This is a genomic window from Ensifer adhaerens, from assembly GCF_002940685.1.
GTDB classification, from domain to species: domain Bacteria; phylum Pseudomonadota; class Alphaproteobacteria; order Rhizobiales; family Rhizobiaceae; genus Ensifer; species Ensifer adhaerens_E.
On the sequence record NZ_PNFP01000009.1, the window covers coordinates 188,818 to 210,814 of the forward strand.

General features: G+C 63.7%; 25 protein-coding genes. 15 read left to right on the plus strand and 10 right to left on the minus strand.

Going from position 1 to position 21,997, the window contains the following annotated elements; genetic code table 11:
* Positions 1-18 precede the first annotated feature (18 nt).
* From C1A35_RS18865 to C1A35_RS18880, 4 genes are read left to right on the plus strand one after another with little or no spacing between them, the layout of a single operon-like run.
* Positions 19-888, plus strand: a complete 870-nt coding sequence (locus C1A35_RS18865; protein ID WP_104665790.1) for a 23S rRNA (adenine(2030)-N(6))-methyltransferase RlmJ — start codon at positions 19-21, stop codon at positions 886-888.
* 51 nt (positions 889-939) lie between these two features.
* Positions 940-1,380 carry a hypothetical protein gene (locus C1A35_RS18870; RefSeq protein ID WP_104665791.1) on the plus strand — a complete coding sequence of 147 codons (441 nt, stop codon included), beginning with the start codon at positions 940-942 and terminating at the stop codon, positions 1,378-1,380.
* A 2-nt stretch (positions 1,381-1,382) separates the two neighbouring features.
* Complete coding sequence (locus C1A35_RS18875; RefSeq protein WP_104665792.1) at positions 1,383-2,099, plus strand: ribonuclease T2 family protein; 717 nt, start codon at positions 1,383-1,385, stop codon at positions 2,097-2,099.
* A 59-nt stretch (positions 2,100-2,158) separates the two neighbouring features.
* A complete protein-coding gene (locus tag C1A35_RS18880; protein WP_104665793.1) occupies positions 2,159-2,749 on the plus strand; it encodes a glutathione S-transferase in 591 nt (196 codons plus the stop codon).
* Positions 2,750-2,809: 60 nt separating this feature from the next.
* On the opposite strand, the gene C1A35_RS18885 is transcribed toward C1A35_RS18880, so the two are convergent.
* On the minus strand, positions 2,810-3,448 hold the full coding sequence (locus C1A35_RS18885) for an outer membrane protein (protein ID WP_077961745.1): 639 nt from the start codon (positions 3,446-3,448) through the stop codon (positions 2,810-2,812).
* Positions 3,449-3,817: 369 nt separating this feature from the next.
* On the opposite strand from C1A35_RS18885, the gene C1A35_RS18890 reads away from it, so the two are divergent.
* The 5 genes from C1A35_RS18890 (at position 3,818) to C1A35_RS18910 (ending at position 8,045) form a co-directional block, all read left to right on the plus strand.
* Complete coding sequence (locus C1A35_RS18890; protein WP_104665794.1) at positions 3,818-4,582, plus strand: SDR family oxidoreductase; 765 nt, start codon at positions 3,818-3,820, stop codon at positions 4,580-4,582.
* Positions 4,579-6,600, plus strand: coding sequence for an excinuclease ABC subunit UvrC (gene uvrC / locus C1A35_RS18895; RefSeq protein ID WP_104665795.1), 2,022 nt, complete (start codon positions 4,579-4,581; stop codon positions 6,598-6,600). The genes C1A35_RS18890 and uvrC overlap by 4 nt, the downstream gene beginning before the upstream one ends.
* 128 nt (positions 6,601-6,728) lie before the next feature.
* A complete protein-coding gene (gene pgsA / locus C1A35_RS18900) occupies positions 6,729-7,316 on the plus strand; it encodes a CDP-diacylglycerol--glycerol-3-phosphate 3-phosphatidyltransferase (protein ID WP_104665796.1) in 588 nt (195 codons plus the stop codon).
* The gene (moaD, locus tag C1A35_RS18905; protein ID WP_104665797.1) at positions 7,313-7,573 is read left to right on the plus strand and encodes a molybdopterin converting factor subunit 1; all 261 of its coding nucleotides are present in this window, start codon (positions 7,313-7,315) and stop codon (positions 7,571-7,573) included. Before pgsA ends, moaD begins: the two co-directional genes overlap by 4 nt.
* A 4-nt stretch (positions 7,574-7,577) precedes the next feature.
* On the plus strand, positions 7,578-8,045 hold the full coding sequence (locus C1A35_RS18910; protein WP_104665798.1) for a molybdenum cofactor biosynthesis protein MoaE: 468 nt from the start codon (positions 7,578-7,580) through the stop codon (positions 8,043-8,045).
* Between the two features lie 17 nt (positions 8,046-8,062).
* Here the strand turns inward: C1A35_RS18910 and C1A35_RS18915 are convergent, their stop codons facing one another.
* Positions 8,063-8,959, minus strand: coding sequence for a branched-chain amino acid ABC transporter permease (locus C1A35_RS18915; RefSeq protein WP_104665799.1), 897 nt, complete (start codon positions 8,957-8,959; stop codon positions 8,063-8,065).
* Positions 8,960-9,026: 67 nt separating this feature from the next.
* Here C1A35_RS18915 and C1A35_RS18920 point away from each other — a divergent pair, with 67 nt between their 5' ends.
* Positions 9,027-9,587 (plus strand): CGNR zinc finger domain-containing protein, encoded by a 561-nt coding sequence (locus tag C1A35_RS18920; protein ID WP_104665800.1) that lies wholly within the window; start codon positions 9,027-9,029, stop codon positions 9,585-9,587.
* A gap of 5 nt (positions 9,588-9,592) precedes the next feature.
* Positions 9,593-10,093, plus strand: a complete 501-nt coding sequence (locus tag C1A35_RS18925; protein WP_440271542.1) for a hypothetical protein — start codon at positions 9,593-9,595, stop codon at positions 10,091-10,093.
* A gap of 91 nt (positions 10,094-10,184) precedes the next feature.
* Here C1A35_RS18925 and ndk read toward each other — a convergent pair whose 3' ends face one another.
* Both ndk and C1A35_RS18935 read right to left on the minus strand, forming a co-directional pair.
* Positions 10,185-10,607, minus strand: a complete 423-nt coding sequence (ndk, locus tag C1A35_RS18930) for a nucleoside-diphosphate kinase (protein WP_034803877.1) — start codon at positions 10,605-10,607, stop codon at positions 10,185-10,187.
* Positions 10,608-10,709: 102 nt separating this feature from the next.
* Positions 10,710-11,399, minus strand: coding sequence for a glutathione S-transferase family protein (locus tag C1A35_RS18935; protein ID WP_104665802.1), 690 nt, complete (start codon positions 11,397-11,399; stop codon positions 10,710-10,712).
* A gap of 136 nt (positions 11,400-11,535) precedes the next feature.
* Between C1A35_RS18935 and C1A35_RS18940 the strand changes: the two genes are divergently transcribed.
* Positions 11,536-12,045, plus strand: coding sequence for a DinB family protein (locus C1A35_RS18940; protein ID WP_104665803.1), 510 nt, complete (start codon positions 11,536-11,538; stop codon positions 12,043-12,045).
* Here the strand turns inward: C1A35_RS18940 and C1A35_RS18945 are convergent.
* The gene (locus tag C1A35_RS18945) at positions 12,031-14,631 is read right to left on the minus strand and encodes an AMP-binding protein (protein WP_104665804.1); all 2,601 of its coding nucleotides are present in this window, start codon (positions 14,629-14,631) and stop codon (positions 12,031-12,033) included. The genes C1A35_RS18940 and C1A35_RS18945 overlap by 15 nt on opposite strands.
* A gap of 273 nt (positions 14,632-14,904) precedes the next feature.
* Here C1A35_RS18945 and C1A35_RS18950 point away from each other — a divergent pair, with 273 nt between their 5' ends.
* The gene (locus C1A35_RS18950; protein WP_158665096.1) at positions 14,905-15,966 is read left to right on the plus strand and encodes a GGDEF domain-containing protein; all 1,062 of its coding nucleotides are present in this window, start codon (positions 14,905-14,907) and stop codon (positions 15,964-15,966) included.
* Positions 15,967-15,976: 10 nt separating this feature from the next.
* Here C1A35_RS18950 and C1A35_RS18955 read toward each other — a convergent pair whose 3' ends face one another.
* The 3 genes from C1A35_RS18955 to C1A35_RS18965 all read right to left on the minus strand — a co-directional run bounded on the left by C1A35_RS18955 (position 15,977) and on the right by C1A35_RS18965 (position 17,223).
* Positions 15,977-16,429, minus strand: coding sequence for a MarR family winged helix-turn-helix transcriptional regulator (locus C1A35_RS18955; RefSeq protein ID WP_104665806.1), 453 nt, complete (start codon positions 16,427-16,429; stop codon positions 15,977-15,979).
* An 88-nt stretch (positions 16,430-16,517) separates the two neighbouring features.
* The gene (locus tag C1A35_RS18960; RefSeq protein ID WP_104665807.1) at positions 16,518-16,796 is read right to left on the minus strand and encodes a hypothetical protein; all 279 of its coding nucleotides are present in this window, start codon (positions 16,794-16,796) and stop codon (positions 16,518-16,520) included.
* 145 nt (positions 16,797-16,941) lie between these two features.
* Complete coding sequence (locus C1A35_RS18965; RefSeq protein ID WP_104665808.1) at positions 16,942-17,223, minus strand: hypothetical protein; 282 nt, start codon at positions 17,221-17,223, stop codon at positions 16,942-16,944.
* A 312-nt stretch (positions 17,224-17,535) separates the two neighbouring features.
* Here C1A35_RS18965 and C1A35_RS18970 point away from each other — a divergent pair, with 312 nt between their 5' ends.
* Positions 17,536-19,425, plus strand: coding sequence for an ABC-F family ATP-binding cassette domain-containing protein (locus C1A35_RS18970; RefSeq protein ID WP_104665809.1), 1,890 nt, complete (start codon positions 17,536-17,538; stop codon positions 19,423-19,425).
* 24 nt (positions 19,426-19,449) lie between these two features.
* Here the strand turns inward: C1A35_RS18970 and C1A35_RS18975 are convergent, their stop codons facing one another.
* A complete protein-coding gene (locus tag C1A35_RS18975; RefSeq protein ID WP_104665810.1) occupies positions 19,450-20,292 on the minus strand; it encodes a GNAT family N-acetyltransferase in 843 nt (280 codons plus the stop codon).
* A 226-nt stretch (positions 20,293-20,518) separates the two neighbouring features.
* Between C1A35_RS18975 and C1A35_RS18980 the strand changes: the two genes are divergently transcribed.
* The gene (locus tag C1A35_RS18980; protein WP_104665811.1) at positions 20,519-21,445 is read left to right on the plus strand and encodes a Gfo/Idh/MocA family protein; all 927 of its coding nucleotides are present in this window, start codon (positions 20,519-20,521) and stop codon (positions 21,443-21,445) included.
* 74 nt (positions 21,446-21,519) lie between these two features.
* Here the strand turns inward: C1A35_RS18980 and C1A35_RS18985 are convergent, their stop codons facing one another.
* Entirely contained in the window at positions 21,520-21,969 is a 450-nt protein-coding gene (locus C1A35_RS18985) for a DNA polymerase III subunit chi (protein ID WP_104665812.1), read from the minus strand.
* Positions 21,970-21,997 lie beyond the last annotated feature (28 nt).

The window sequence follows — 21,997 nt, forward strand, 5'->3', positions numbered from 1 at the left end:
CAGCCATCGGCGGCGCTCATGAACTATCGGCATATCTACCACGCGGGCAATTTCGCCGACGTCCTCAAGCACGCGGTGCTGGCGCGGCTCGTCACCTATCTCCAGCAGAAGGAGAAGGCGTTCCGCGTGCTCGATACCCATGCGGGCATCGGGCTCTACGACCTCTCCAGCGAAGAGGCGCAGAAGACCGGCGAATGGCGCGACGGCGTCGGCCGGCTCCTTGACGGTGAACTGCCGCCAGAGATCGCGGCGATCCTCGCTCCCTACCTTTCCTCCATCCGCACGCTGAACCCCGGCGCCGAGCTGACGCTCTATCCCGGCTCGCCGAAGCTTGCGCGCATGCTCTTTCGCCCGCAGGACCGGCTTTCGGCGATGGAGCTGCATCCGGACGACTACGAAACCCTGCACCGGCTCTTCGACGGCGATTTTCAGAGCCGCATCACCGAGCTCGACGGCTGGCTGGCGCTCGGCGCACACCTGCCGCCGAAGGAGAAGCGCGGGCTTATCCTCGTCGACCCACCCTTCGAGAAAGAGGGCGAATACGACCGCCTCGCCGATGGGCTTGCGCGCGGCTATCGCCGCTTTGCCAGCGGCGTCTATTGCCTATGGTATCCCTTGAAGCAGGGCGCACCGATCAAGGCCTTCCACGAGGCGCTGAAGGCGCTGGATATTCCGAAGATGCTCTGCGCCGAACTGTCGGTCAGAAGCGACCGCGAAACCACAGGGCTTTCCGGCTCCGGCCTCATCATCGTCAATCCGCCGTTCACGCTGAAGAGCGAACTCGACCTGCTCCTGCCGTTCCTGAAAACCCGGCTGGGCCAGGATCGTTTCGCGTCCAGCCGCTGCTTCTGGCTGCGCGGAGAAGAACAGGCAACCCGAGGGGCTTGACGGACGGGCGCGACGCACCGCAATCTCGTGTGACGACATAGGGAGACGCCCATGACTCGCACGCTCGCCGCCACGCTTCTCATTTCGCTTTCCCTCGCCGGCGCCACGGCGCCGGGCGCCGTTGCCGCCGACTATATCGGCAACGGTGGGGCACAGTCCTACAATGCAGGGGTCTGCAGCGAAGCCTCCGTTCTCGGCTTCATCACCTCCCGCTTTGAGTATCGGGATGCAAATTACCTGCACGCCAATCTGTCGATCGCCGAAATTCGCAACATGGGGCAGAACCGCCAGGAGTTCCGCGACGAGACGCATCTGGTCGAGCGCGAATACTGCTACGCGACCGCCGTCATGACCGACGGCGAGCAGCGCGCTCTCTACTACCTCATCGAACGCCCGTGGGGCTTTGCCGGTGTCGGCAGAAGCATCGAATTCTGCGTCGGCGGCCTTGACCCATGGTATGTCTACGGCGCGTACTGCGCCTCGCTCCGCTAATCATGAAAACATTCCGGAATGTGCGCCGGCTTCTGCCGGCGCTTTTCGTTGCGGCGGGCGTCGCCGCCTGCAGCGATCAGAACACTGAAAAGGCACCGACGGCGCCGGGAGCGCAGGCCACGAAAGCGGCCATTACGGTGCCGGTCGGCAGCGGCTTTGATTTCTACGTGCTCTCGCTCTCCTGGTCGCCGACCTGGTGCGGCGACAATGATCCGAACGGGAAATCGAGCCAATGCGAAGTCGGCCGCAATCGCGGCCTGATCGTGCATGGCCTCTGGCCGCAGAACGAACGCGGCTATCCGGACTTCTGCCCGACGCGACAGTCCGATCGCGTGCCCTCTTCGCTCGGCAGGCAATATCTCGACCTCATTCCCTCCATGGGCCTGATCGGCCACCAATGGCGCAAGCACGGAACCTGCTCCGGCCTCAGCCAGGAGGACTACTTCGCCGTGACGCGCGCGGCTCGGGACCGGTTGACGCTGCCGGCGGAGCTCGCACCGGCCCGACAGGAAAAAGGTCTGCGTGTCGCCGCAATCGAAGACGCGCTCGTCGCGAAAAACCCTGGAATGACGAAGGATGCGGTCGCCGTGACCTGTGAAGGCAATCGGCTCGAGGAGGTCCGGGTCTGTTTCGACAAGTCGCTCAATTTCCGCGCCTGCCCGGCGGTCGATCGCCAGGCGTGCCGAAAGGACACCGTGTCGTTGCCCCCGGCGCCCTAGTCGGCCGGATGGGGCGTGAATATGCTGGTTCAGAAACAATCCTGGAAAGAAGTCGTTCGATGAAGATCCTGTACTCGCCCGCCTCGCCCTATTCGAACAAGGTTCGCATGGCGGCGCACTATGCCGGCTATGCGGCCGAAAGCGTGCTGACCGACACCAATGCCAACCCGCCGGAACTGATCGACAACAATCCGCTCGGCAAGATCCCGACGCTGATCCTCGGCGACGGACGGGCGCTCTACGACAGCCGCACGATCATGCATTTCATCGACCGGGAAACCAAGGGCAAGCTCTACCCGAGGAATGCCGGCAAGCGCACCGACGTTGAACTGCTCGAAGCGCTCTGCGACGGTGTCTGCGACAGCCTGCTGGCGATCGTCTACGAGAAGCGCTCGCATCCGCCGGAAAAGGTGCATCAGCCCTGGATCGATCGGCAATGGGAAAAGGTCGAACGCAGCCTCGACTACCTGAATGCCAACCTGCCGAAGACCGGGGCCAAGCTGCACGCCGGCCATTTCGCGCTGGCGGCGGTGCTGCGCTATATCGAACTGCGCTTTGCCGGCGAATGGCAGAAGGGTCGCGCCAAACTCAAGAACTGGCCGGCGAAGTTCGAGAAGCACTTCCCCGACTACTCCAAGTTCAAGGCCTGAACGGCAGACACAAAAAAGGCCGGGTTTCCCCGGCCTTTTCGTTGATCTGGCGAAAGCCGATCAGAACTTCACGCCCATACCGACCTTGACGGCGTGCTCGTCGTAGCCCGACGAGACCTTGGTGCTGCCCATGCGGAAGTCCTTCGAGCCGTAGTCGGTGTAACGGTACTCGACGCGTGCGGTGATGTTGTCGGTGACGAAGGTTTCAGCACCGACACCTGCGGTCCAGCCGACCATGGTGTTCTTGTCGGAAGCGCCGCCGACGGTGCCCTTGGTCTGACCAACGGCGAGACCTGCGGTACCATAGACGAGGACCGGGTTCAGATCGACACCGACGCGGCCACGCAGCGAGCCGTTGACGCCCTGCTTCATACGCAGGTTGCCCTTGGTCGAATCCTGGCCGGAGTAACCGATGTCGGCTTCACCGCCGTATACCATCTGGCCGTCCTGAACGTTGTAGCCGCCATAGAGGCCGCCGCCGAAGCCGGCCGCGGTGTTGCTGCCGGTCGCATCGTGCTGGCCATGCTTCCAATCGGCGGTACCGCCGACATAGGCGCCCGACCAGTTCTTGGCTGCCGGCTCGGTGTATTCGGCCTGCGGAGCAGCCGGAACTTCGTCGATCGCGTCTGCAGCCTGGGCGGCCTGGAAGGCGATGAGGGTCATAGCCGAAGCCATGAGGGTGGTGGTGAGCGTACGCATTAACATTCTCCTTTATCGTCCCGATGTGCCGCGGGCTTGGGGGTCCCGCAGTGAAACATCGGGCAACTTTTAACTAACCCGCCCGGTTGTGCTGAAATTGGCCAGCAAATGCGGATTCACAAGAGCCAAAATGTGAAATTTTGGTGGCGCAAACGCGCCCAAAGTTTGATGTTGCTTTGGCGCCACAGGAGAATTGTTAACCATAATTCAAGATTAACGAAAGTTATACTATAAGCATGCAAAATAATACAATTTACGCCAATTCCATTAATTTTTGGGCAAGGAATCGTCAGGGAGTGTTTCAGCCCCGCGTTTCTTGCCTATATCTTCGTCCTTTGACGCGAAGATTCGAAAAAGCGGGATGAAACGTTGAAGAAAGCACTGAAGGCGGCACTCGTAACCGGGGGCGCCAAGCGGATCGGCAAAGCTATAGTGGAGGACCTCGCCACCCACGGCTTTGCGGTCGCCATTCACGCCGACGCCTCATTTGACGAAGCACAGGCCCTGGCAGAAACCCTCGTGAAATCAGGCACGAATGCCGTCGCGATTCGCGCCGACCTCACGGATACGGACGCGACATCGGCACTGATCGAGCGCGCAACCGCGGCGCTGGGGCCGATCGATTTGCTCGTCAACAATGCATCCTTGTTCAAGAAGGACAGCCTCGACGCCTTCGACGAACAGGTCTGGGACCAGCATTTCGCCCTGCATGTGAAGGCCCCTTCGCTGCTCGCACGCGACTTCGCGGCGCAGCTTCCGGCCGGTGCCAACGGCCTCATCATCAATGTGATCGATCAGCGCGTCTGGGCTCCCAATCCGCGCTTTTATTCCTATATGTTGTCCAAGTCGGCGCTTTGGACGGCAACCCGGACGATGGCGCAGGCGCTCGCCCCACGCATCCGCGTCAACGGCATCGGCCCCGGGCCGACCTTGCCGAACGAACGGCAGGACCCGAAGGATTTTGAGGCGCAGGTCGATGCGCTGATCTTGAAGCGCGGGCCGACGCTCGACGAATTCGGACGGACGATCCGCTTCCTGTTCGACACGCCGTCGATTACCGGGCAGATGATCGCGCTCGACGGGGGCCAGCACCTCGCCTGGGAAACGCCCGACATCAGGGAGATAGTGGAATGAACGGACGCGTGCCGAACGACGGCGGCATCCTCTATGACGGCAACGAAACGGAAGACGACGACGACCTGATCGAGGTGTCGGAAGGCGAAAGCCCTACGCCCGCCGTCGAATGGAACGAGAATCGCTCGGAGATGGAGGGCCTGAAGGGCGCGGAGCTGATCCAGGCCTTCGTCAAGCTGTTGCCGAACGGCCCCGGCGTCTATCGCATGTTCAACGAGGCCGGCGACGTTCTTTATGTCGGCAAGGCGCGCAGCCTGAAGAAGCGCGTCAGCAACTATGCCCAGGGGCGCGGCCACTCCAACCGCATCGCGCGCATGGTGCGCGAGACCGCGAACATGGAGTTCGTGACGACGCGCACCGAGATCGAGGCGCTGCTGCTCGAAGCGAACCTGATCAAGCGGCTCCGGCCGCGCTTCAACGTGCTTCTGCGCGACGACAAGTCGTTCCCCTATATCCTGGTGACGGGCGACAGTCGGGCGCCGGCGCTCTACAAGCATCGCGGAGCGCGCAGCCGCAAGGGCGACTTCTTCGGTCCGTTCGCTTCCGCCGGCGCGGTCGGCCGCACCATCAATTCGCTGCAGCGCGCCTTCCTGCTTAGAACGTGCACCGACAGCGTCTTCGAGACCCGCACGCGGCCCTGCCTGCTCTACCAGATCAAGCGCTGTTCGGCGCCCTGCACGGGCGAGATCAGCGATCAGGGCTATGCCGAGCTGGTGCAGGAGGCCAAGGACTTCCTCTCGGGCAAGAGCCAGGCGGTGAAGGCGACGATCGCTGCCGCCATGGGCGAGGCAGCCGAGAACCTGGACTTCGAACGGGCGGCGCTCTACCGCGACCGGTTGGCGGCGCTCAGCCACGTCCAGAGCCACCAGGGCATCAACCCCTCTGGCGTCGAGGAAGCGGATGTCTTTGCGATCCACCACGAGGGCGGCGTCTCCTGTATCCAGGTGTTCTTCTTCCGCACCGGCCAGAACTGGGGCAATCGCGCCTATTTCCCGAAGGCCGACCCGTCGCTGCCGACGGCCGAAGTGCTTTCGCAATTCCTCGCCCAGTTCTATGACGACAAGCCCTGTCCGCGGCAGATCCTGCTCTGCGAAGCCGTGGAAGAGCAGGAACTGCTCGGCCAGGCGCTCAGCGAAAAATCCGGTTACAAGGTCTTAATCCAGGTGCCGCAGCGCGGCGAAAAGAAAGACCTCGTCGACCATGCGCTTGCCAATGCGCGTGAGGCCCATGGCCGCAAGCTGGCGGAAACCGCGTCCCAGTCGCGGCTGCTCGAAGGCTTCTCGGAGACCTTCAAGCTGGAGCGCACGCCGCGCCGCATCGAGATCTACGACAACTCCCACATCATGGGCACCAATGCCGTCGGCGGCATGGTGGTGGCGGGGCCGGAGGGTTTCGTCAAAGGCCAGTACCGCAAGTTCAACATCAAATCGACCGACATCACGCCCGGCGACGACTTCGGCATGATGCGCGAGGTGATGACGCGGCGGTTCTCGCGGCTGCTCAAGGAAGAGGGCAAGCCGGACCGGAGCGTCGAGACCGATGACGGCGCCTTCCCTGCCTGGCCCGACGTCATCCTGATCGATGGCGGCCAGGGGCAGATGACCGCCGTGCGCGCTATTCTCAAGGAATTGGACGTGGAGGACTGCGTCACCGCGATCGGCGTCGCCAAGGGTGTCGACCGCGACGCGGGGCGCGAGCGCTTCTTTGCGCTCGGCCGCGACAGCTTCACGCTGCCGCCGCGCGATCCGGTGCTCTATTTCATCCAGCGGCTGCGCGACGAGGCCCACCGCTTCGCGATCGGCTCGCATCGCGCCCGTCGCAAGAAGGAGATGGTCAAGAACCCGCTCGACGAGATCGCCGGCATCGGTCCGACGCGCAAGCGCGCGCTGCTCACGCATTTCGGCACCGCAAAGGCCGTCTCGCGCGCCGGCATCAACGACCTGATGGCCGTCGCCGGCATTTCCGAAACGGTGGCCCGGCTGGTCTACGAACATTTCCACGACGATGCGGCGAAATGACAACCGGGCGTCACAATTCACCGGGCGTTCACATGCAATAGGGCAAATATGACAGTTGCCGACGATGACCTGTTGACCTCAGGCCAGCAAAGTCATTCTGTACCTGACGAACCAGAGAACACGAATCCATGCCCACGCCCGTCGCCTACAGCATCCCGAACCTGCTCACCTATTTCCGAATCCTGATCGTGCCGCTGATCGTCCTTTGCTTCTTCATTGAAGGACGGCTGCACAGTTCGGACTTTGCGCGCTGGACGGCGGTCACGCTCTTCGCCATCGCCTCGATCACCGATTTCTTCGACGGCTATCTCGCGCGCATCTGGAAGCAGACGTCGAACATCGGCAAGATGCTCGATCCGATCGCCGACAAGCTGCTGGTCGCGTCGATCCTGCTGCTCGTCGCTGCCGACGGCACGATCGCCGGCTGGTCGATCTGGGCCGCGATCATCATTCTCTGCCGCGAAATCCTGGTCTCCGGCCTGCGCGAATATCTGGCGGCGCTGAAGGTCAGCGTGCCCGTCACCCGCATCGCCAAGTGGAAGACGACGATCCAGATGGTTGCAATCGCCTTCCTGCTGGCAGGTCCTGCGGGCGACAAGGTTTTGCCCTACACGACCGAGGCTGGTATCGTACTGCTCTGGATCGCCGCCGCGATCACGCTCTATACGGGCTATGACTACTTCCGCGCCGGCCTCAAGCACGTGGTCAACGAATGAGCACCGTCAACCTCGTCTATTTCTCCTGGGTGCGCGAACGCATCGGCAAGGGCGAGGAAACGCTCGACCTTCCCGCCGGCGTCGTCACCATCGCCGACCTGCTCCGACACCTGAAGACGCTCGGCGAGGAATACGAGGCGGCGCTCGAACATGAGAACGTCATTCGCGCGGCGATCAACCAGGAACATGTCGACCACAAGGAGCCGATCGCCGGCGCCCGCGAGATTGCCCTGTTTCCGCCGATGACGGGCGGCTGAGGCCATGAACGCGCCGGTGACCGTGCGCGTCCAGCGCGACGACTTCGACCTCAACAGCGAAGTGGCGAAGCTTTCGGCAGGACGTGCCGACATCGGCGCCGTCGTCACCTTTTCCGGGCTTTGCCGCGACGAAGCGGGCACATTGGCGGCGCTCGAACTCGAACATTATCCCGGCATGGCCGAGGCGGAGATCGAGCGCATCTGCCGCGAAGCGATCGAACGCTTTTCGCTTGAGGCCGCCACCGCCATTCACCGCTACGGCAAGATCATGCCTGGCGAGAACATCGTGCTCGTCGTCACCGCGTCGCGGCACCGGCAGGCGGCCTTCGACGGCGCCAACTTCATCATGGATTTCCTGAAGACGTCCGCTCCGTTCTGGAAGAAGGAGCACCTGGGCGACGGGACCACCGGCGGCTGGGTCAGCGCCAAGGATGCCGACGACACGGCGCGGGACCGCTGGACGACGAAGTAGCCCCTTCCCTTGGGTGGTCAGGGAATGACCTTCTCCTTGCGCGTCACGGCCAGCACGATCACCAGAAAGCCGAAGATCACGAAATCGCGCCACAGGATCGGCCCGTAGGCGCTCCACAGCGTCTCCATCAGGCCGATCCCGGCTGCGCCCAGTGCGGCGTAGAGCGGCGAGGCCTGGCCGCCGATGGCGGCGATGAACAGCACCTTGACGCCGAAGGTCAGCCCCGTGCCGAAATCCATGTTGCCGTAGTAGGAGGCAGCCAGAATGCCGCAGACGGCAGCGATCAAGGACGCGGCGCCATAGGCGACGATGTAGACGGTTGCGGCGTCGACGCCGCAAAGGGCGGCGGCCTCCCGGTCCTCCGACACCGCCCGCCAGAACCGCCCTGCCCGCGAATGCGTCAGGAACCAGTGCCCGGCCGCCACGAGTGCCGCCATCAGCACCGTGTTGCCGAGCTGGATCACGGTCAGCGTCACCGGGAAGCGCGGATCATCCCAGAAGACGATGTTTGCGTTCAGGAACGGCGGCAGCCACAGGCTGCGCGTCTCCGACGCCAGACGCGCCGTTTCCATCAACACCAGCAGGCAGCCGAGCGACGCAACAACGACGGTGTTGGCCGAAGAGAAGGCAAGCGGCCGCATGACATAACGTCCCGCCACGAGCCCGGCGCCGAGGCTGAAACTGAGCGCCGCGGCTGCGCCGAGACCAAGGGAGGCAGGCAAGATCAGCCACAGCCGGTTCCAGCCGAAATCGGCAAACAGCACGAAGGTCTGGCCGGCAAAGGCAAAGAGCGCGCCATAGGTCAGATCGGCCCGGCGCGTCACGGCGAAGGCGATGGCATAGCCGAAGGCGAGCGCCGCATAGAGCGCTGCAACGGGGACGGCATTGGCGAGCTGCTGCAGAAAATAGAGCATGGCGCATCCGGAGCGTGACAAGATCAATATAACTGGTAAAATCAATTTTGCCAGTTAGGATTCTTGCATGACCTTCACCTGGACAGCCCATCGTTTTGCCGGCGGCGCGCTGGCGCTGGATGTCGCCAATTCGATCGTCCTGCGCTTCGATCCGGAACGCCGGATCGATCGCTTTGCCGATCCCACAGCGATGGATTCCTTTGCCGAGGCGGCCAACCGGTTTGGGGCGGAGAGCCCGCGCTTCGGCCCGCTGGCACCCGTCGCCGCTGAAAACCGTTCTCGGCTTCTGCGGTTGCGCGAAGCGACCGACCGGCATTTTCGCGCCGAGGTGTCGGACGCGGGACGACCTGAGTTTCTGGCGGATCTGCTCGAGGCGATCGCCGGCGTTCTGCGCGGTTCGAAGCACGAAGGCGGCCTGCTTCCGCTCGACACGGCGGCGGCGCAATCGGCGCTCACCCTTTCCGCCAACCCCGAGCCGGAGCGGCTGAAGATCTGCCCGAATTGCGGCTGGCTGTTTCTCGACCGCAGCCGCAACCGCAGCCGGACCTGGTGCGACATGGCCGTCTGCGGCAATCGCAACAAGGCGAGGCTCCACTACCATCGCAACAAGGAGGATGCGGCCCGATGACGAGGATGATTGGCCTATTGGCCACACTGGCGATTGCGCTCGCCGCCGTCGGCTGCCAACGCGAGACCGGGCCCGATCCGCTCAAGCTCACGGGCAAGATGTTCGTCTTCAACTATCGCCTCGCCTATGCGACCTACATGATCACGCTCGCCAAGATCGAGCCGGTGCCGGACGGCAGCGTTGTCGTTGCGCGCTTCGAAAACCCGGCTGGCGGCGACGCGCTGGTGCTGGAGCGCAAGCTGTTCCCGAAGCTGGAAAAGGTCGTGCTGGAAAGCCCCGATGTGACCTGCGTGAAGAAGGACCGCCCCTATGCGGTGTCGATCGAGGTCAGGGGGCCGGAGGGCCAGTCGTTGCAGAAGCTGGAGACCAGCGTCGTCTCCGACATCGATCAGGACATCATGCCGGCAAAGGCGCTGGTCGAAGGACCGGCCTATGACAAAAACCCGGAAGTGTTCCGGGGCGGCAAGGCGCCGGAGCACTTCGAGACGGCCAGCTGTCCGACTTAAAGACCTGCCAACAAAAAACCGGAGCGTTTCCGCTCCGGTCCAAATCCCCTAGTCAATTCAAGCCACTACGGCTCGAACCGAAGATTTTGAATCAGCCGACGATCTCGGTGCCCGAGAACCAGTAAGCGATTTCTTCAGCAGCGGTTTCCGGGGCGTCCGAACCGTGAACCGAGTTTTCGCCGATCGACAGAGCGTGAACCTTGCGGATCGTGCCTTCGTCAGCGTTTGCCGGGTTGGTGGCGCCCATGACTTCGCGGTTCTTGGCGATTGCGTTTTCGCCTTCGAGAACCTGAACGATGGTCGGGCCGGAGGACATGAACTCGACCAGTTCGCCGAAGAACGGACGTTCCTTGTGGACGGCGTAGAAGCCTTCGGCTTCGCGACGGCTCATCCAGACGCGCTTGGAGGCGACGACGCGCAGGCCGGCATCTTCGAGCATCTTGGTGATGGCGCCGGTCAGGTTGCGCTTGGTCGCGTCCGGCTTGATCATCGAGAAGGTACGTTCAATAGCCATTGGCTCAAATCCCTTGTTTCTTGAGAAGTGGCGGTTCATTAGCCGCCAATTCCGCGCAAAACAAGGGGGTTCACCGATGATTCGGCTTGGGCCGGGCGGGTTTCACGCAGCCGTCACACTGCGTCCGAGCCCACCATGCAGATCGAGGCAGCGTTCGAACCAGTCCGTGACCGGATCGCCCGAATGAAGCAGGCGCTGCGGCGAGACGATGCGCGCCCACTGAAACGCGCCGAAGACGATGTAATCGGCAAAGAGCGGTGTCGCGCCACCCAGGAAATCCTGAAACTTCAACATATGGCGCAGCGGCTCGAGCTTCTGCGCGAACGTCTCCAGCGACGCCGCGCCGCTTTCGGCCACCGCTTCCAGCGATGTGCCAAAACGTTTCTCGCGGCTCTCGCGGAAGTAGGCCTGATCGACCGGATCCAGCCGATCGTGAATGTCCCGGATGATGACGCGGGTAATGGCCGGATGCAGCGTCGTCTGCGACCAGCCCTCGACGAAACGGGCGATCGCCATCGCCCCATCGCCGCCAAAGAGCGTCGGGCGATCCGGATAATTCCGCTCGAGATACTGGGCGATCTCGAAGCTGTCCTTGACCAGCCGTTCGCCGTCCCTGAGCAGCGGCACCAGCCTTGTGGCCCCATCCTCGACCGCGGGGATCTCGGTAAAGCCGATCGGAACGGTGTCGAAGTCGAGCCCCTTGTGGGCGAGCGACATCGCCGTCTTCCACACATGCGGCGAGAACGGACGCGCCCTGTCGGATCCACACAGCGAATAGAGCTTTCTCGTCATCTGGACTCTCCGCGAGATTATTCTCCCCTTGAACGACATATGCACGCCGTCATCAAATCAGTAAATTTCATGAATGATATCAGCCACAGGAATGCGGTTCCGGGTTAGCGTCGCCGCCCCTTCCAAGGAGATACCGATGCTCGATTACTTTCGCATGTTCGCCGACTATAACCGCTGGGCGAACCGTCTCGTCTACGCCGCCGCTGCGGAACTGACCGATGCCGACTTGCGGGAAAACCGTGGCGCCTTTTTCGGCTCGCTGCTTTCGACCCTCAACCATGTCCTCGTTGCCGACCGCATCTGGATGAGGCGCTTCACGGGCCAGGGCGACACTCCGGCTTCGCTCGATGCGGTCCTTCATGACGACCTCGCCAGCCTTGCCGCCGCCCGGGCCGCCGAAGACGAGCGCATCATCACCTGGATCGGCAGCCTGAGTGACGATCGCCTCGGCGCCGTCCTCACCTATACGACACTCACGAACCCGACTGTCATCACGCAGAAGCTGGCCCCGACGCTCGCACACTTCTTCAACCACCAGACCCACCATCGCGGCCAGGCGCATGCGACGCTCACCGCGCTCGAACGCCCGTCCCTGGTACTGGACCTGGCGCATTTTCTGAGGACGCAAGGGTCACAGTGGGCGTAGCGGCGATCGCAGCACCCCGGAGCCGAGCAACCGCAGTGGCCGAACTTCACGCTCCCGCCACGCGGCGAGCGTCTTCAAAAGCTGACGCTGGCCGAGCCAGGCGACGAGGCCCACCGCGACGCCGCCGACGATCGACAGGACCGAGAACACCGATGCCGGCAATATCGGCTGCAGCGGCAACATCAGCAGTTCCGGCACGAAGCGGTGCAGGATGTAGATGTGGAACCCCGCCGCCGACAAAGGCAGGATCAGCTGTGCCCCCCAGCGCGACACGCTGATGCGCGGCAGATAGAGCAGCGCTGCCAGCACGGCAATCTGCAGGAGATACTTGATCTTCGTCCCGATCCAGACCCCTTCGTAGAGACCGAAGAACAGGAAAGCCCCCGTGCCGGAGAGCATCAGCAGTAGCCGCTGGCTGGTCGTTTCGGCGACGGCCGCGCACCAGCCGATGACGGCGAGATAGAAGATCCACGGCAGGGTAAAGATCTGGCGATTGCCGATCGGCCAGAGGAGCGGCAGCGCCAGCCGGGCAGCGAGTGCGGTGAGAAGCAAGGTCATGCCGGCGGCGAAGGGTTTGGCCGACACGAACCGTCGGAACTGCGGGATGGCGAACAGCCCGACGAAAACGAGCATCATCTGGCAGTAGGCTTCAATGAACCAGTAGAGATACGGCACCATGCCGTGCGTCTCCGGCAAGGCCAGGCCGAAATTGCCGACGAGGAAGACCGAGGCCCAGGGCACCTCCCCCCAGGCAACCGCGTACGCGGCAACGATCAGATAATAGGGGATCAGCACCTGCGCGAGTGGCCGCAGGATCGCCCGCCCATCCCCGGCAAGAAGCGGCCCCATCTGGAAACGCGCAAGGCTGAAGCCGGCAAGAACGACCATGGCCGCGGATCCGCCGGGGATCGGCCACAGGACCTCGTGATGCAGCACCACCAAAAGGATCGCCAGCGCGCGGATCAAAAGGTCCGTACCGATCCGTCGCGTGGGGGTCTCGCGCCGTTCCTGAAGCGATAGCTCGGCAATCGGTAAGGTCTCCCAGGCGTCCGGAACCTGCCCCAGCGCCTTTTCCAGACCGATCGAAAGCTGAACGAAGCGCAGGGAATCGCCGCCCAGCGACAGGAAACTGTCGGATCGCTTCACCCTTTTCGGGTAGAAGACCTGCGCAAAGAGGTCCTCGATGCCGCCGTTGTCGTCGTCACCGTTGGCCGCCGCCTGGCGCGCCGCCATGTTGAGCGCGTTGTAGTCCACCTTGCCGCTTGCCAGTCGCGGCATCTCGGCAAGCGGCGTCGCCTTCAGATGAGCCAGCGTCAGCCCGCTCGCCTGCGCCAGCAACCGCCTGATCTCTCCGGCGTCCCGGCCGCCGGCATAGAAGGTGTGAAGGCCGGCATCGTCACCGACGACGGCCGCGGTGATGCCGCGCCTTTCGAGCACCGCCTCCAGCACATCATGCGCGATCCGGAGACCGGCGATCTTGGAAATCCGCTTCATGCGGCCGACGATCTGAAACAGGCCGTCGGCGTGGCGCATGGCGAGGTCGCCGGTGCGCAACTCGGTCAGTTCGGCACCGCGGCAAAGATCGGCGCGCGATGTGGCGTAGCCCATCATCACGTTCGGGCCGCGATAGACGAGCTCGCCGGTCACGCCATCGCTTTCGATCGGCGCCCCGCTCTCGTTCTCGATCAGAAGGCGCCCACCGGGGATGGCGACGCCGATCCTGTCCTCGTTTCCGGCGAGTTGCGCCGGCGGCACATAGGCGACGCGTGCAGTGGCCTCGGTCTGGCCGTACATGGCGAAGAAGTCAGCGCCCTGGGCCCTGAGGTGGTCATTGTAGAGACGGATGACGTCCGGGGCCAGGCGGCCACCGGCGACGGTCATGAAGCGCAGGCTCGGGAACCGTCGCTCGCGGAAGCCGACCTTCTCCAGCAATTCGTAGGAATAGGGAACACCCGCAAGGTTCGTGCTGCCGCTTTCGGCCAGGCCATCGAGAAAACCGGCATCGAGGATCGATGCACCGGGAATGTAGAGGCTGGCGCCGACTGCCAGGTGGGAATTCAGCACCGACAGGCCATACGAATAATGCAGCGGCAGGATGAGACAGCCGCGATCTTCCGCCGTCAGGCCGAGATAGTCGGCGATGGAAGCGGCGTTTGCCGAGATGTTTTCCCGCGACAGGCGCACGGCCTTGCCGCAACCGGTACTGCCCGAGGTCGAGAGCATGACGGCGAGTTCGTCATGGGGCGCCCTGCCGTCCTCACGCAGACGCTCCGTGCGCCAGCGGCCATCGATCCTGCGGTAGCCAAAGTCGGGCTCGAAAGCATCGACCCAGGACCCGGCAGCGTCGTTCCTCGGGGCCTGCAGCGCCACGGCATGCCCGGCGGCGAGCGCTGCCAAATAGGCGATGATCGCATGTTCGCAAAGCTCGGCCTCGATCGCCACCAGCCCGCGCGGACCGCGAAACGCGAGCGCCTGGCGGGCAACACGCTCGCCGAGTTCGCGATAGGTGACGGTCCGCTGCCCGGAAAACACCAGCGCCGGTCGGTCGCGCCATTTTGCCAGATCCGCAATGAACGAGAGGGACATGCTTGACCGTCGCTGTTTGCCTCGGGCTCCGATGCCCGATTTAGCAGCGCCGAATATAATTGGTGACTAATGGCGTCAAGTATAAAGATCACCGTCGCTGACGGCCATCCATTGCCCTGCGACATGCGGTTGCGGACGACCGGAGACGGATGGAATTCAGCAACCATACCGGGCGGGATTCGCCCGCACCGCGAAATCTTCAGACTCCCTTAAATGCGGCTTTCCCATAGTGGCCGTCCATCGAGCCAGAGAGTGACCGGGGACCACGACAGAATGACCAGGCAAGTTCCAGCGGATGCCGGCCGATCGCAGGCGCGACAGGCGGCGATCATTCTGAAGGTGGCGCATGCGATGGCCTCGCACGGGATCGCGGCCCTGCCCCGCAACTACGAGCTATTCTACGAGGCGCTGTCGGGCCGCCTGCCGCAGCTCTCCCGGGAGCTCGCCGCCCTCGGGAGCAACCCGCAGCAGGATGCGCTGGATGCCCTGGGCCTCAAGCATCACCTCGTCTCGCACGCGGCGCTTGCCGCGGACCGGACGAGAGCCGCGGGCCAGGAAACCCTTGGCGAGATCGCCGGAAAGCTCAGGCTCGCCCTGCTGCAGAAGCAAGCCTTCAAGGACGAGCTCGATCATTTCGCCGGTCGCCTGGCCGCGGACCCCGTCGCAGCTCTGTCCGAGTTTGCCGACGACGCCGCGCGACTGAGGGACGCGGCTGGCCGATTGACGAATGAAGAGAGCGCTCTCCAGCATGCCCTCGAAACGAGCGCGCGACGTCTTGCCGAACTCGAAGGCGATCTCGCCGAAAGCCGCCGATCCCTGACTCGTGATCCCGCCACGGGCCTGCCGAACCGGCTGGCGCTGACGGCGAAACTCGACGCGATTCTCGAAACGGAGCGGACCGACCAGCCGGTCGCGCTGCTCCTTGCCTCGGTGGAAGGGCTTCGCGAAATGGCCGAGCACCACGGCGGCCCGGTTGCGGCCAAGGCGCTTGCCAAACTGTCGGCACTGTTTCGCAAGTCGATCAAGAAGAACGATTTCGTCGCGCGTGTGGGCCAGCAGGACTTTGCCTTCGTGTGCCGGGACGTCAGCGCCGAAAACGCCGAGGTTATAGCCCGACGCCTGCGGCAGTCCGTGACCGAACTGACGGTCACGCTCCCCGGACGGACGCACACCGCCGCGACGCTTTCGCTTGCAGCCGGTATCGCCATCGCGCAACCGGCATCGACGAGCGCCGATCTGTTGAGCCAGGCGGAACTGGCTCTTGCCGGTGCGCGCGATGGCACCGGCATCCTCTGCTATTCGGCCGCATTCGGCCGCGGACGGAGTGCCGCTTGACAACCTTGCATCAGGCGGCGACCGGCTGACGGCTCTCGTCGATCTCCGACGCCTTCTCGCGCAGGCAGCCAAGCAAGCGAAAGAGTTCGGTGCGTTCGCAATCGTCGAGCGCCGAAAACAACGCATCGATCGTGCGGTGGCGTGGCTGCAGTGCCGCCTCCAGCGCCAGCCGGCCACGGTCGGTGATCGAGATGATCTTCGCGCGGCGGTCTTCCGGATCCGGCTCGCGCAGGACCATGCCGTCCCGCTCCAAGCCGTCGATCGCTTCGGTCACGGTTCTTGCGGCAAAGCCGAGCGCCGATGCGATATCCGCACAGCGACAGGGGCCGAGCGTGTTCAGATAAAACAGGAACTTGCTGCGCGCGAGCGAAACGCCTTCCTCCGACATCGACGCGTTCACCAAGCGATGAACGCAGTGGTAGAGATCGAAGAGCCGCTCGGCGACTTCGACTTTTTCTGTCATGGCAATGTACCTCATGTGGCACGCCAAAACGAAACAACCCGGCCCCGCGCGGCGGGACCGGGTTGTTCGGTCAACCGTCTGGCGTGACTTACTGCTTGTTTTCGTCGGCCTGGCCGAAAGCCTTGGCGCCGCCATTGGCAATCGCGCCGGTTGCCGTCGTGTCGACGGACTTGTCGTCGATACCCGCGTAATAGTCGCCGCGGCTCGCAGTGCTCGCGGATACGCCGGCTCCGGCGGAGGCCTCGGCGCGGCCGGTAAAGAGCGGCGTGGAGCTCACACCCTCGTAGTAGCTGCCGCCTGCGACAGCGGCAGACGCACCGCCGAGCATGGCGGCCGCAACGAGGATTGCGGCAAAGGACTTCTTCATAGGTCAGTTCCTTGGTGGAGAGATGGGAGGTCGGGACCAGGGCCGAGCAGGCGCTTGGCTCGCCTCATTAAGGTCACGACGGTGATCGATCAAATCCCTTGAATTGGGGTGCGGGCGGAAACCCGCGCCCCTTCTTTCATCGCTGTTAGCGCGAAATGCCCTGGTAGTATTCGCCTTCGCCGCCGATCACGCTCTTCGGTGCAACACCGTAGCTTGCGATGGAGCCGGTGTTGGTGCGATCGACGTAGCCGGCTTCGGAATTGCCGATGGTGAAGGACGACTTGCCGGTGACGGCAGGCGTGCGTTCGGTATAGAGCGGCGTCGGGCTGACGCCTTCATAGTAGCTGCCGCCGGCGAAGGCAGCGGAAGCGCCACCGAGGATGGCGGTTGCAACGAGAGCGGCGGAAAGAGCGGTCTGGATCTTCATGGTCTTCACTCCTGGGAGGCTCGTTCGGCTGAACGAGGTTTCATCTAAAATGTCCGTGGCCGGATCGGTCGTCCCTCGGAACGCGGGGCCTTTGCCAATGGCGTTCGGTCGATCGAGGCGGTCAGAAGAGCGTTCCCCGCCCTTCCGATTATGAGATGGTCCCTCACGATGAGGATGTGTAGTATCGATTGCCGGAACGCCTTGTTCAAAAATCGATAACAATGACCTCTTGAATTTCCGGATCGCCACGGCGGTGGCAGCAGCACGCCCGCGCCTCTTGCCTTCCCGGCCAAGTCCGGGCAAAAGGCCGCAATGATCCAGATTTCCGGCCTTTCCGCCCGCATCGCGGGACGTCTCCTCATCGAAAACGCATCCGTGACGCTTCCGGCGGGCACGAAGGCGGGGCTCGTTGGCCGAAACGGTGCCGGCAAGTCGACGCTGTTTCGCATCATCACCGGCGATTTTGCCTCCGAGGCCGGCAGCATCACGCTGCCGAAGAACGCCCGCATCGGTCAGGTGGCGCAGGAAGCGCCCGGCACCGAGGAGCCGCTGATCGAGATCGTGCTCAAGGCCGACAAGGAGCGCTCGGCGCTGATCAGCGAAGCGGAAACCGCGACGGACCCGCACCGTATCGCCGAGATCCAGACGCGGCTTGCCGATATCGGTGCCCATTCGGCCGAATCCCGGGCGGCCAGCATCCTTGCCGGCCTCGGCTTCGACCACGAAGCGCAGCTTCGCCCGGCCTCGTCCTTCTCGGGCGGCTGGCGGATGCGCGTGGCGCTCGCCGCCGTGCTGTTCTCCGAGCCGGACCTGCTGCTGCTTGACGAGCCGACCAACTATCTCGACCTCGAAGGCACGCTGTGGCTCGAGGACTATGTGCGCCGTTACCCGCACACGGTCATCATCATCAGCCACGACCGCGATCTCCTGAACACCGCCGTCAACGCCATCGTGCACCTCGACCAGAAGAAGCTGACTTTCTACCGTGGTTCCTACGACCAGTTCGAGCGGCAGAAGGCGGAAGCCGACGAACTGCAGATGAAGGCAAAGGCGAAGAACGACGCTGCCCGCAAGCACCTGCAGAGCTTTATCGACCGGTTCCGCGCCAAGGCGACCAAGGCCCGCCAGGCGCAAAGCCGCATCAAGGCGCTGGAGCGCATGGGAACGGTGGCCGCCGTCATCGAGGACCATGTCCAGGGCTTCTCTTTCCCCGATCCGGAGAAGGAAGCGGCATCGCCGATCATCGCCGTCACCGGCGGTGCCGTCGGCTACGAGCCGGGCAAGCCGATCCTGAAGCGGCTGAACCTCAGGATCGATACGGACGACCGCATCGCGCTTCTCGGTTCGAACGGCAACGGCAAGTCCACCTTCGCCAAGTTCATCTCGGGCCGGCTGGCGCCGGAGGCAGGCGAACTGAAGGTCGCACCGGCCCTCAAGGTCGGCTTCTTCGCCCAGCACCAGCTCGACGACCTGATCCCGACGCAAAGTGCGGTCGAACATGTGCGCCGGCGCATGCCGGAGGCACCTGAAGCCAAGGTGCGTTCACGCGTGGCGCAGATGGGGCTTGCGACCGAGAAGATGGAAACGCCCGCCAAGGATCTCTCGGGCGGCGAAAAGGCACGGCTGCTGATGGGTCTTGCCGCCTTCGACGCGCCGAACCTTCTGATCCTCGACGAGCCGACCAACCACCTCGACATCGACAGCCGCAACGCGCTGATCACCGCGCTCAACGACTATTCCGGCGCCGTGATCCTGATCTCGCACGACCGGCACCTGATCGAGGCGACCGCCGACCGGCTGTGGCTGGTGCGCGACGGGACCGTGACGAGCTACGACGGCGACCTTGAGGACTACCGCAGCCTGATCGTCGGTGGTCCCAAGACGAAGGACGAGAAGCCGAGACCGAACGGCGTCGACGACAGCCTCTCGAAGGCGGACCAGCGCAAGGCCAATGCCGACAAGCGCGCCTCGCTGGCGCCGCTGCGCAAGAAGATCAATGAAATCGAATCCTTGACCGGGAAGCTGGAGAAACTGATTCAGGCACTTGATGTGGAACTTGCCGATCCGGCGCTCTACGAAAAGGCGCCGGCGAAGGCCGCACAGAAAGCCAAGGAACGCTCCGACGCGGCAGCGAAACTGGCGCAGGCCGAAGAGCAATGGCTTGAGCTTTCCTCCGAGTATGAAGAGGCGATGGCCGGCTGACGACGGTCATCGCTCCATTCACCGCTACCCCAGTTCGAAGGTGGTGATGCCATAGATGCGGGCGAGCGGCAGCCCCGGGTCCGGCCCGCGATACATCCGGGCGGTTTCAAAGACCGGCTTGAGATTGTAGCGATCGCAGAGCGCCTTGGCCGAGGCGTTCGGTTCGGGAACATCGAGATAGATTTCGCTGCCGTTGACACCGGCGGCGAGCTTGCGAAAGACGACGTCGGCCCCGGTCTCCGTGTCGGAAAAAAGCGGCCCGATCTTGAACCCGTTGCGGCATGCCCGGATCGTCCCATAGGCCGCGACCGTGCCGTCCCGCAGGAGCACAGCACTGCGCCGCCCATCGCTCGACTTCAGCCATTCGCGAAGGAAGACCTCACGCCGCGCCGGCACGAAGCGGCGATCATAATCGGTGAGCAGCGACATATGGACCGGCGCGACCTCGAGAAGGTCGGCGCCCGGCGGCTCGACGACATCGATGACGCCGCCGTAGCGGATGTTCGCGTGGGCGTAGACAAAGCCGGACCGGCGATAGTTGTCCTGCTGCGCGACCACGCCATCGAGACCGACGATGCGCCGATCGGCGGCCGACATTGCCTGTTGCCACAGTTGCCGGCCGATGCCCTGGCCGCGATGATCCGGCCGCGTGATGAAGAAGCCGAGAAAGGCGTAGCTGTCGTTGTATCGCACCAGCGAGACCGCTGCGATCGGCCCATCCTCTGCCTCCGCGACCCAGTAACCGTCAGGGTCGGCTGCCCAGAAAGGCCCAGCGTCACCGAGCCCGGGATTCCAGCCCTCCTCCGCCGCCCACTCGATCATGACGTCGAGCTCGGCACGGCTTGCGCGACGGATCTGCTGCTGCATCGTTCACTCCTCTTTGGGCGACCACATCGCCCCATGCCCAACCCGGTTGACGGGATGGCACGGCACGTCCGCTGGTAGAGCTAGTGCGGCGACGGCGAGAGGGAATGACAATCCGTCGATTTCGCCGACATCGATGCGGTAAACCGGGGACGGATCGGAGCCTTGCTCCCAGTGCGCAATCTGCTACAAGAACCGGCAATAAGTCATACAAATCGAGCGGAACACCATGGCCCCCATCAAAATTGCCCTTGTCGGCATCGGCAAGATCGTTCGCGACCAGCACCTGCCGGCGATTGCCAAGAACAGCGACTATCAGCTGATCGCCGCCGCAAGCCGGCACGGGACGGTCGACGGGATCGACAATTTCAAATCGATCGAGGCGATGCTCGATGCAGTGCCCGCGATCGAGGCCGTGTCGCTCTGCATGCCGCCGCAGTATCGCTACGAGGCGGCCCGCGTAGCGCTCGACGCCGGCAAGCACGTCTTCCTGGAAAAGCCGCCGGGCGCCACGCTCAGCGAAGTCGCAGACCTCGAAGCGCTGGCGGCGTCGAAGGGCCTGTCGCTGTTTGCAAGCTGGCATTCGCGCTATGCACCGGCGGTTGAGGCGGCAAAGTCGTTCCTGGCTTCCACGACGATCAACGATGTCCAGGTCATCTGGAAGGAAGATGTGCGCCACTGGCATCCGAACCAGGAATGGATCTGGGCGGCGGGCGGCCTCGGCGTCTTCGATCCCGGCATCAACGCATTGTCGATCGTCACCCATATCCTGCCGCGCCCGCTGTTCGTAACCAAGGCGGTGCTCGAATTCCCGGAGAACCGCGACGCGCCGATCGCCGCCAGCATCACCTTCACCGACGGGCAGAAGCTGCCGGTTGCAGCTGAATTCGACTGGCGCCAGACCGGCAAACAGAGCTGGGACATCGTCGCCCGCACGGCCGCCGGCGAGATGGTGCTGTCTGAAGGCGGCGCCAAGCTCTCGATCGACGGCAAGCTCGTGCACGAGGAGCCGGAGCAGGAATACCCGATGCTCTACCGGCGATTCGCCGAAATCGTCAAAGCGGGCAAGTCGGATGTCGATCTGGCGCCGCTGCGGCACGTCGCCGATGCCTTCATGCTCGGCAAGCGCAAGTTCGTCGAGGCCTTCCACGACTGATCTTCCGGACATGCCGGAAACACAAAAGCCCGCGGTCTCGGCCGCGGGCTTTTTCGTCGCAAGCTGCTGTAAACTCAGGCCTTCTTTTCCCAGCGGCCGTCGCGGTTCTGCTGCCAGTAGGTGAGCGTGTGCCCCTCCCCCTTCAGCCGCTTCCAATGGCCGCGCGCGCCTTCAAGCTGCTCCTGGTCGTAGCCGTCGAACATGAAGACGATGCGTTCATAAGCCGAGACGTCAGGCGGGCTGGCGCCATCGATGACGAAGCGGACCGTCGCCGCATTCGCATTGCCCTCGTCGGCGACGAGCAATACCGGCTGGTCCGCCGCGAAGTCGCCGGCGTCCGTTCCGTGCGGCAGGAAACTCTCATCCCGGTAAACCCAGAGATGCGTGTCGAGCGCATCGCGACGCTCGGCGTCGGTCGTCTGCACGACCACCCGCCAGCCGCGCTCGACACTCTTGTCGAGCAGCGGCGGAAGCGCGTCCTCGAGCTTCGATTCCGTCAGGTGATAGAACAGGATCTCGGTCATGCCGATCGTTTCCCGCCATTTTTCATGC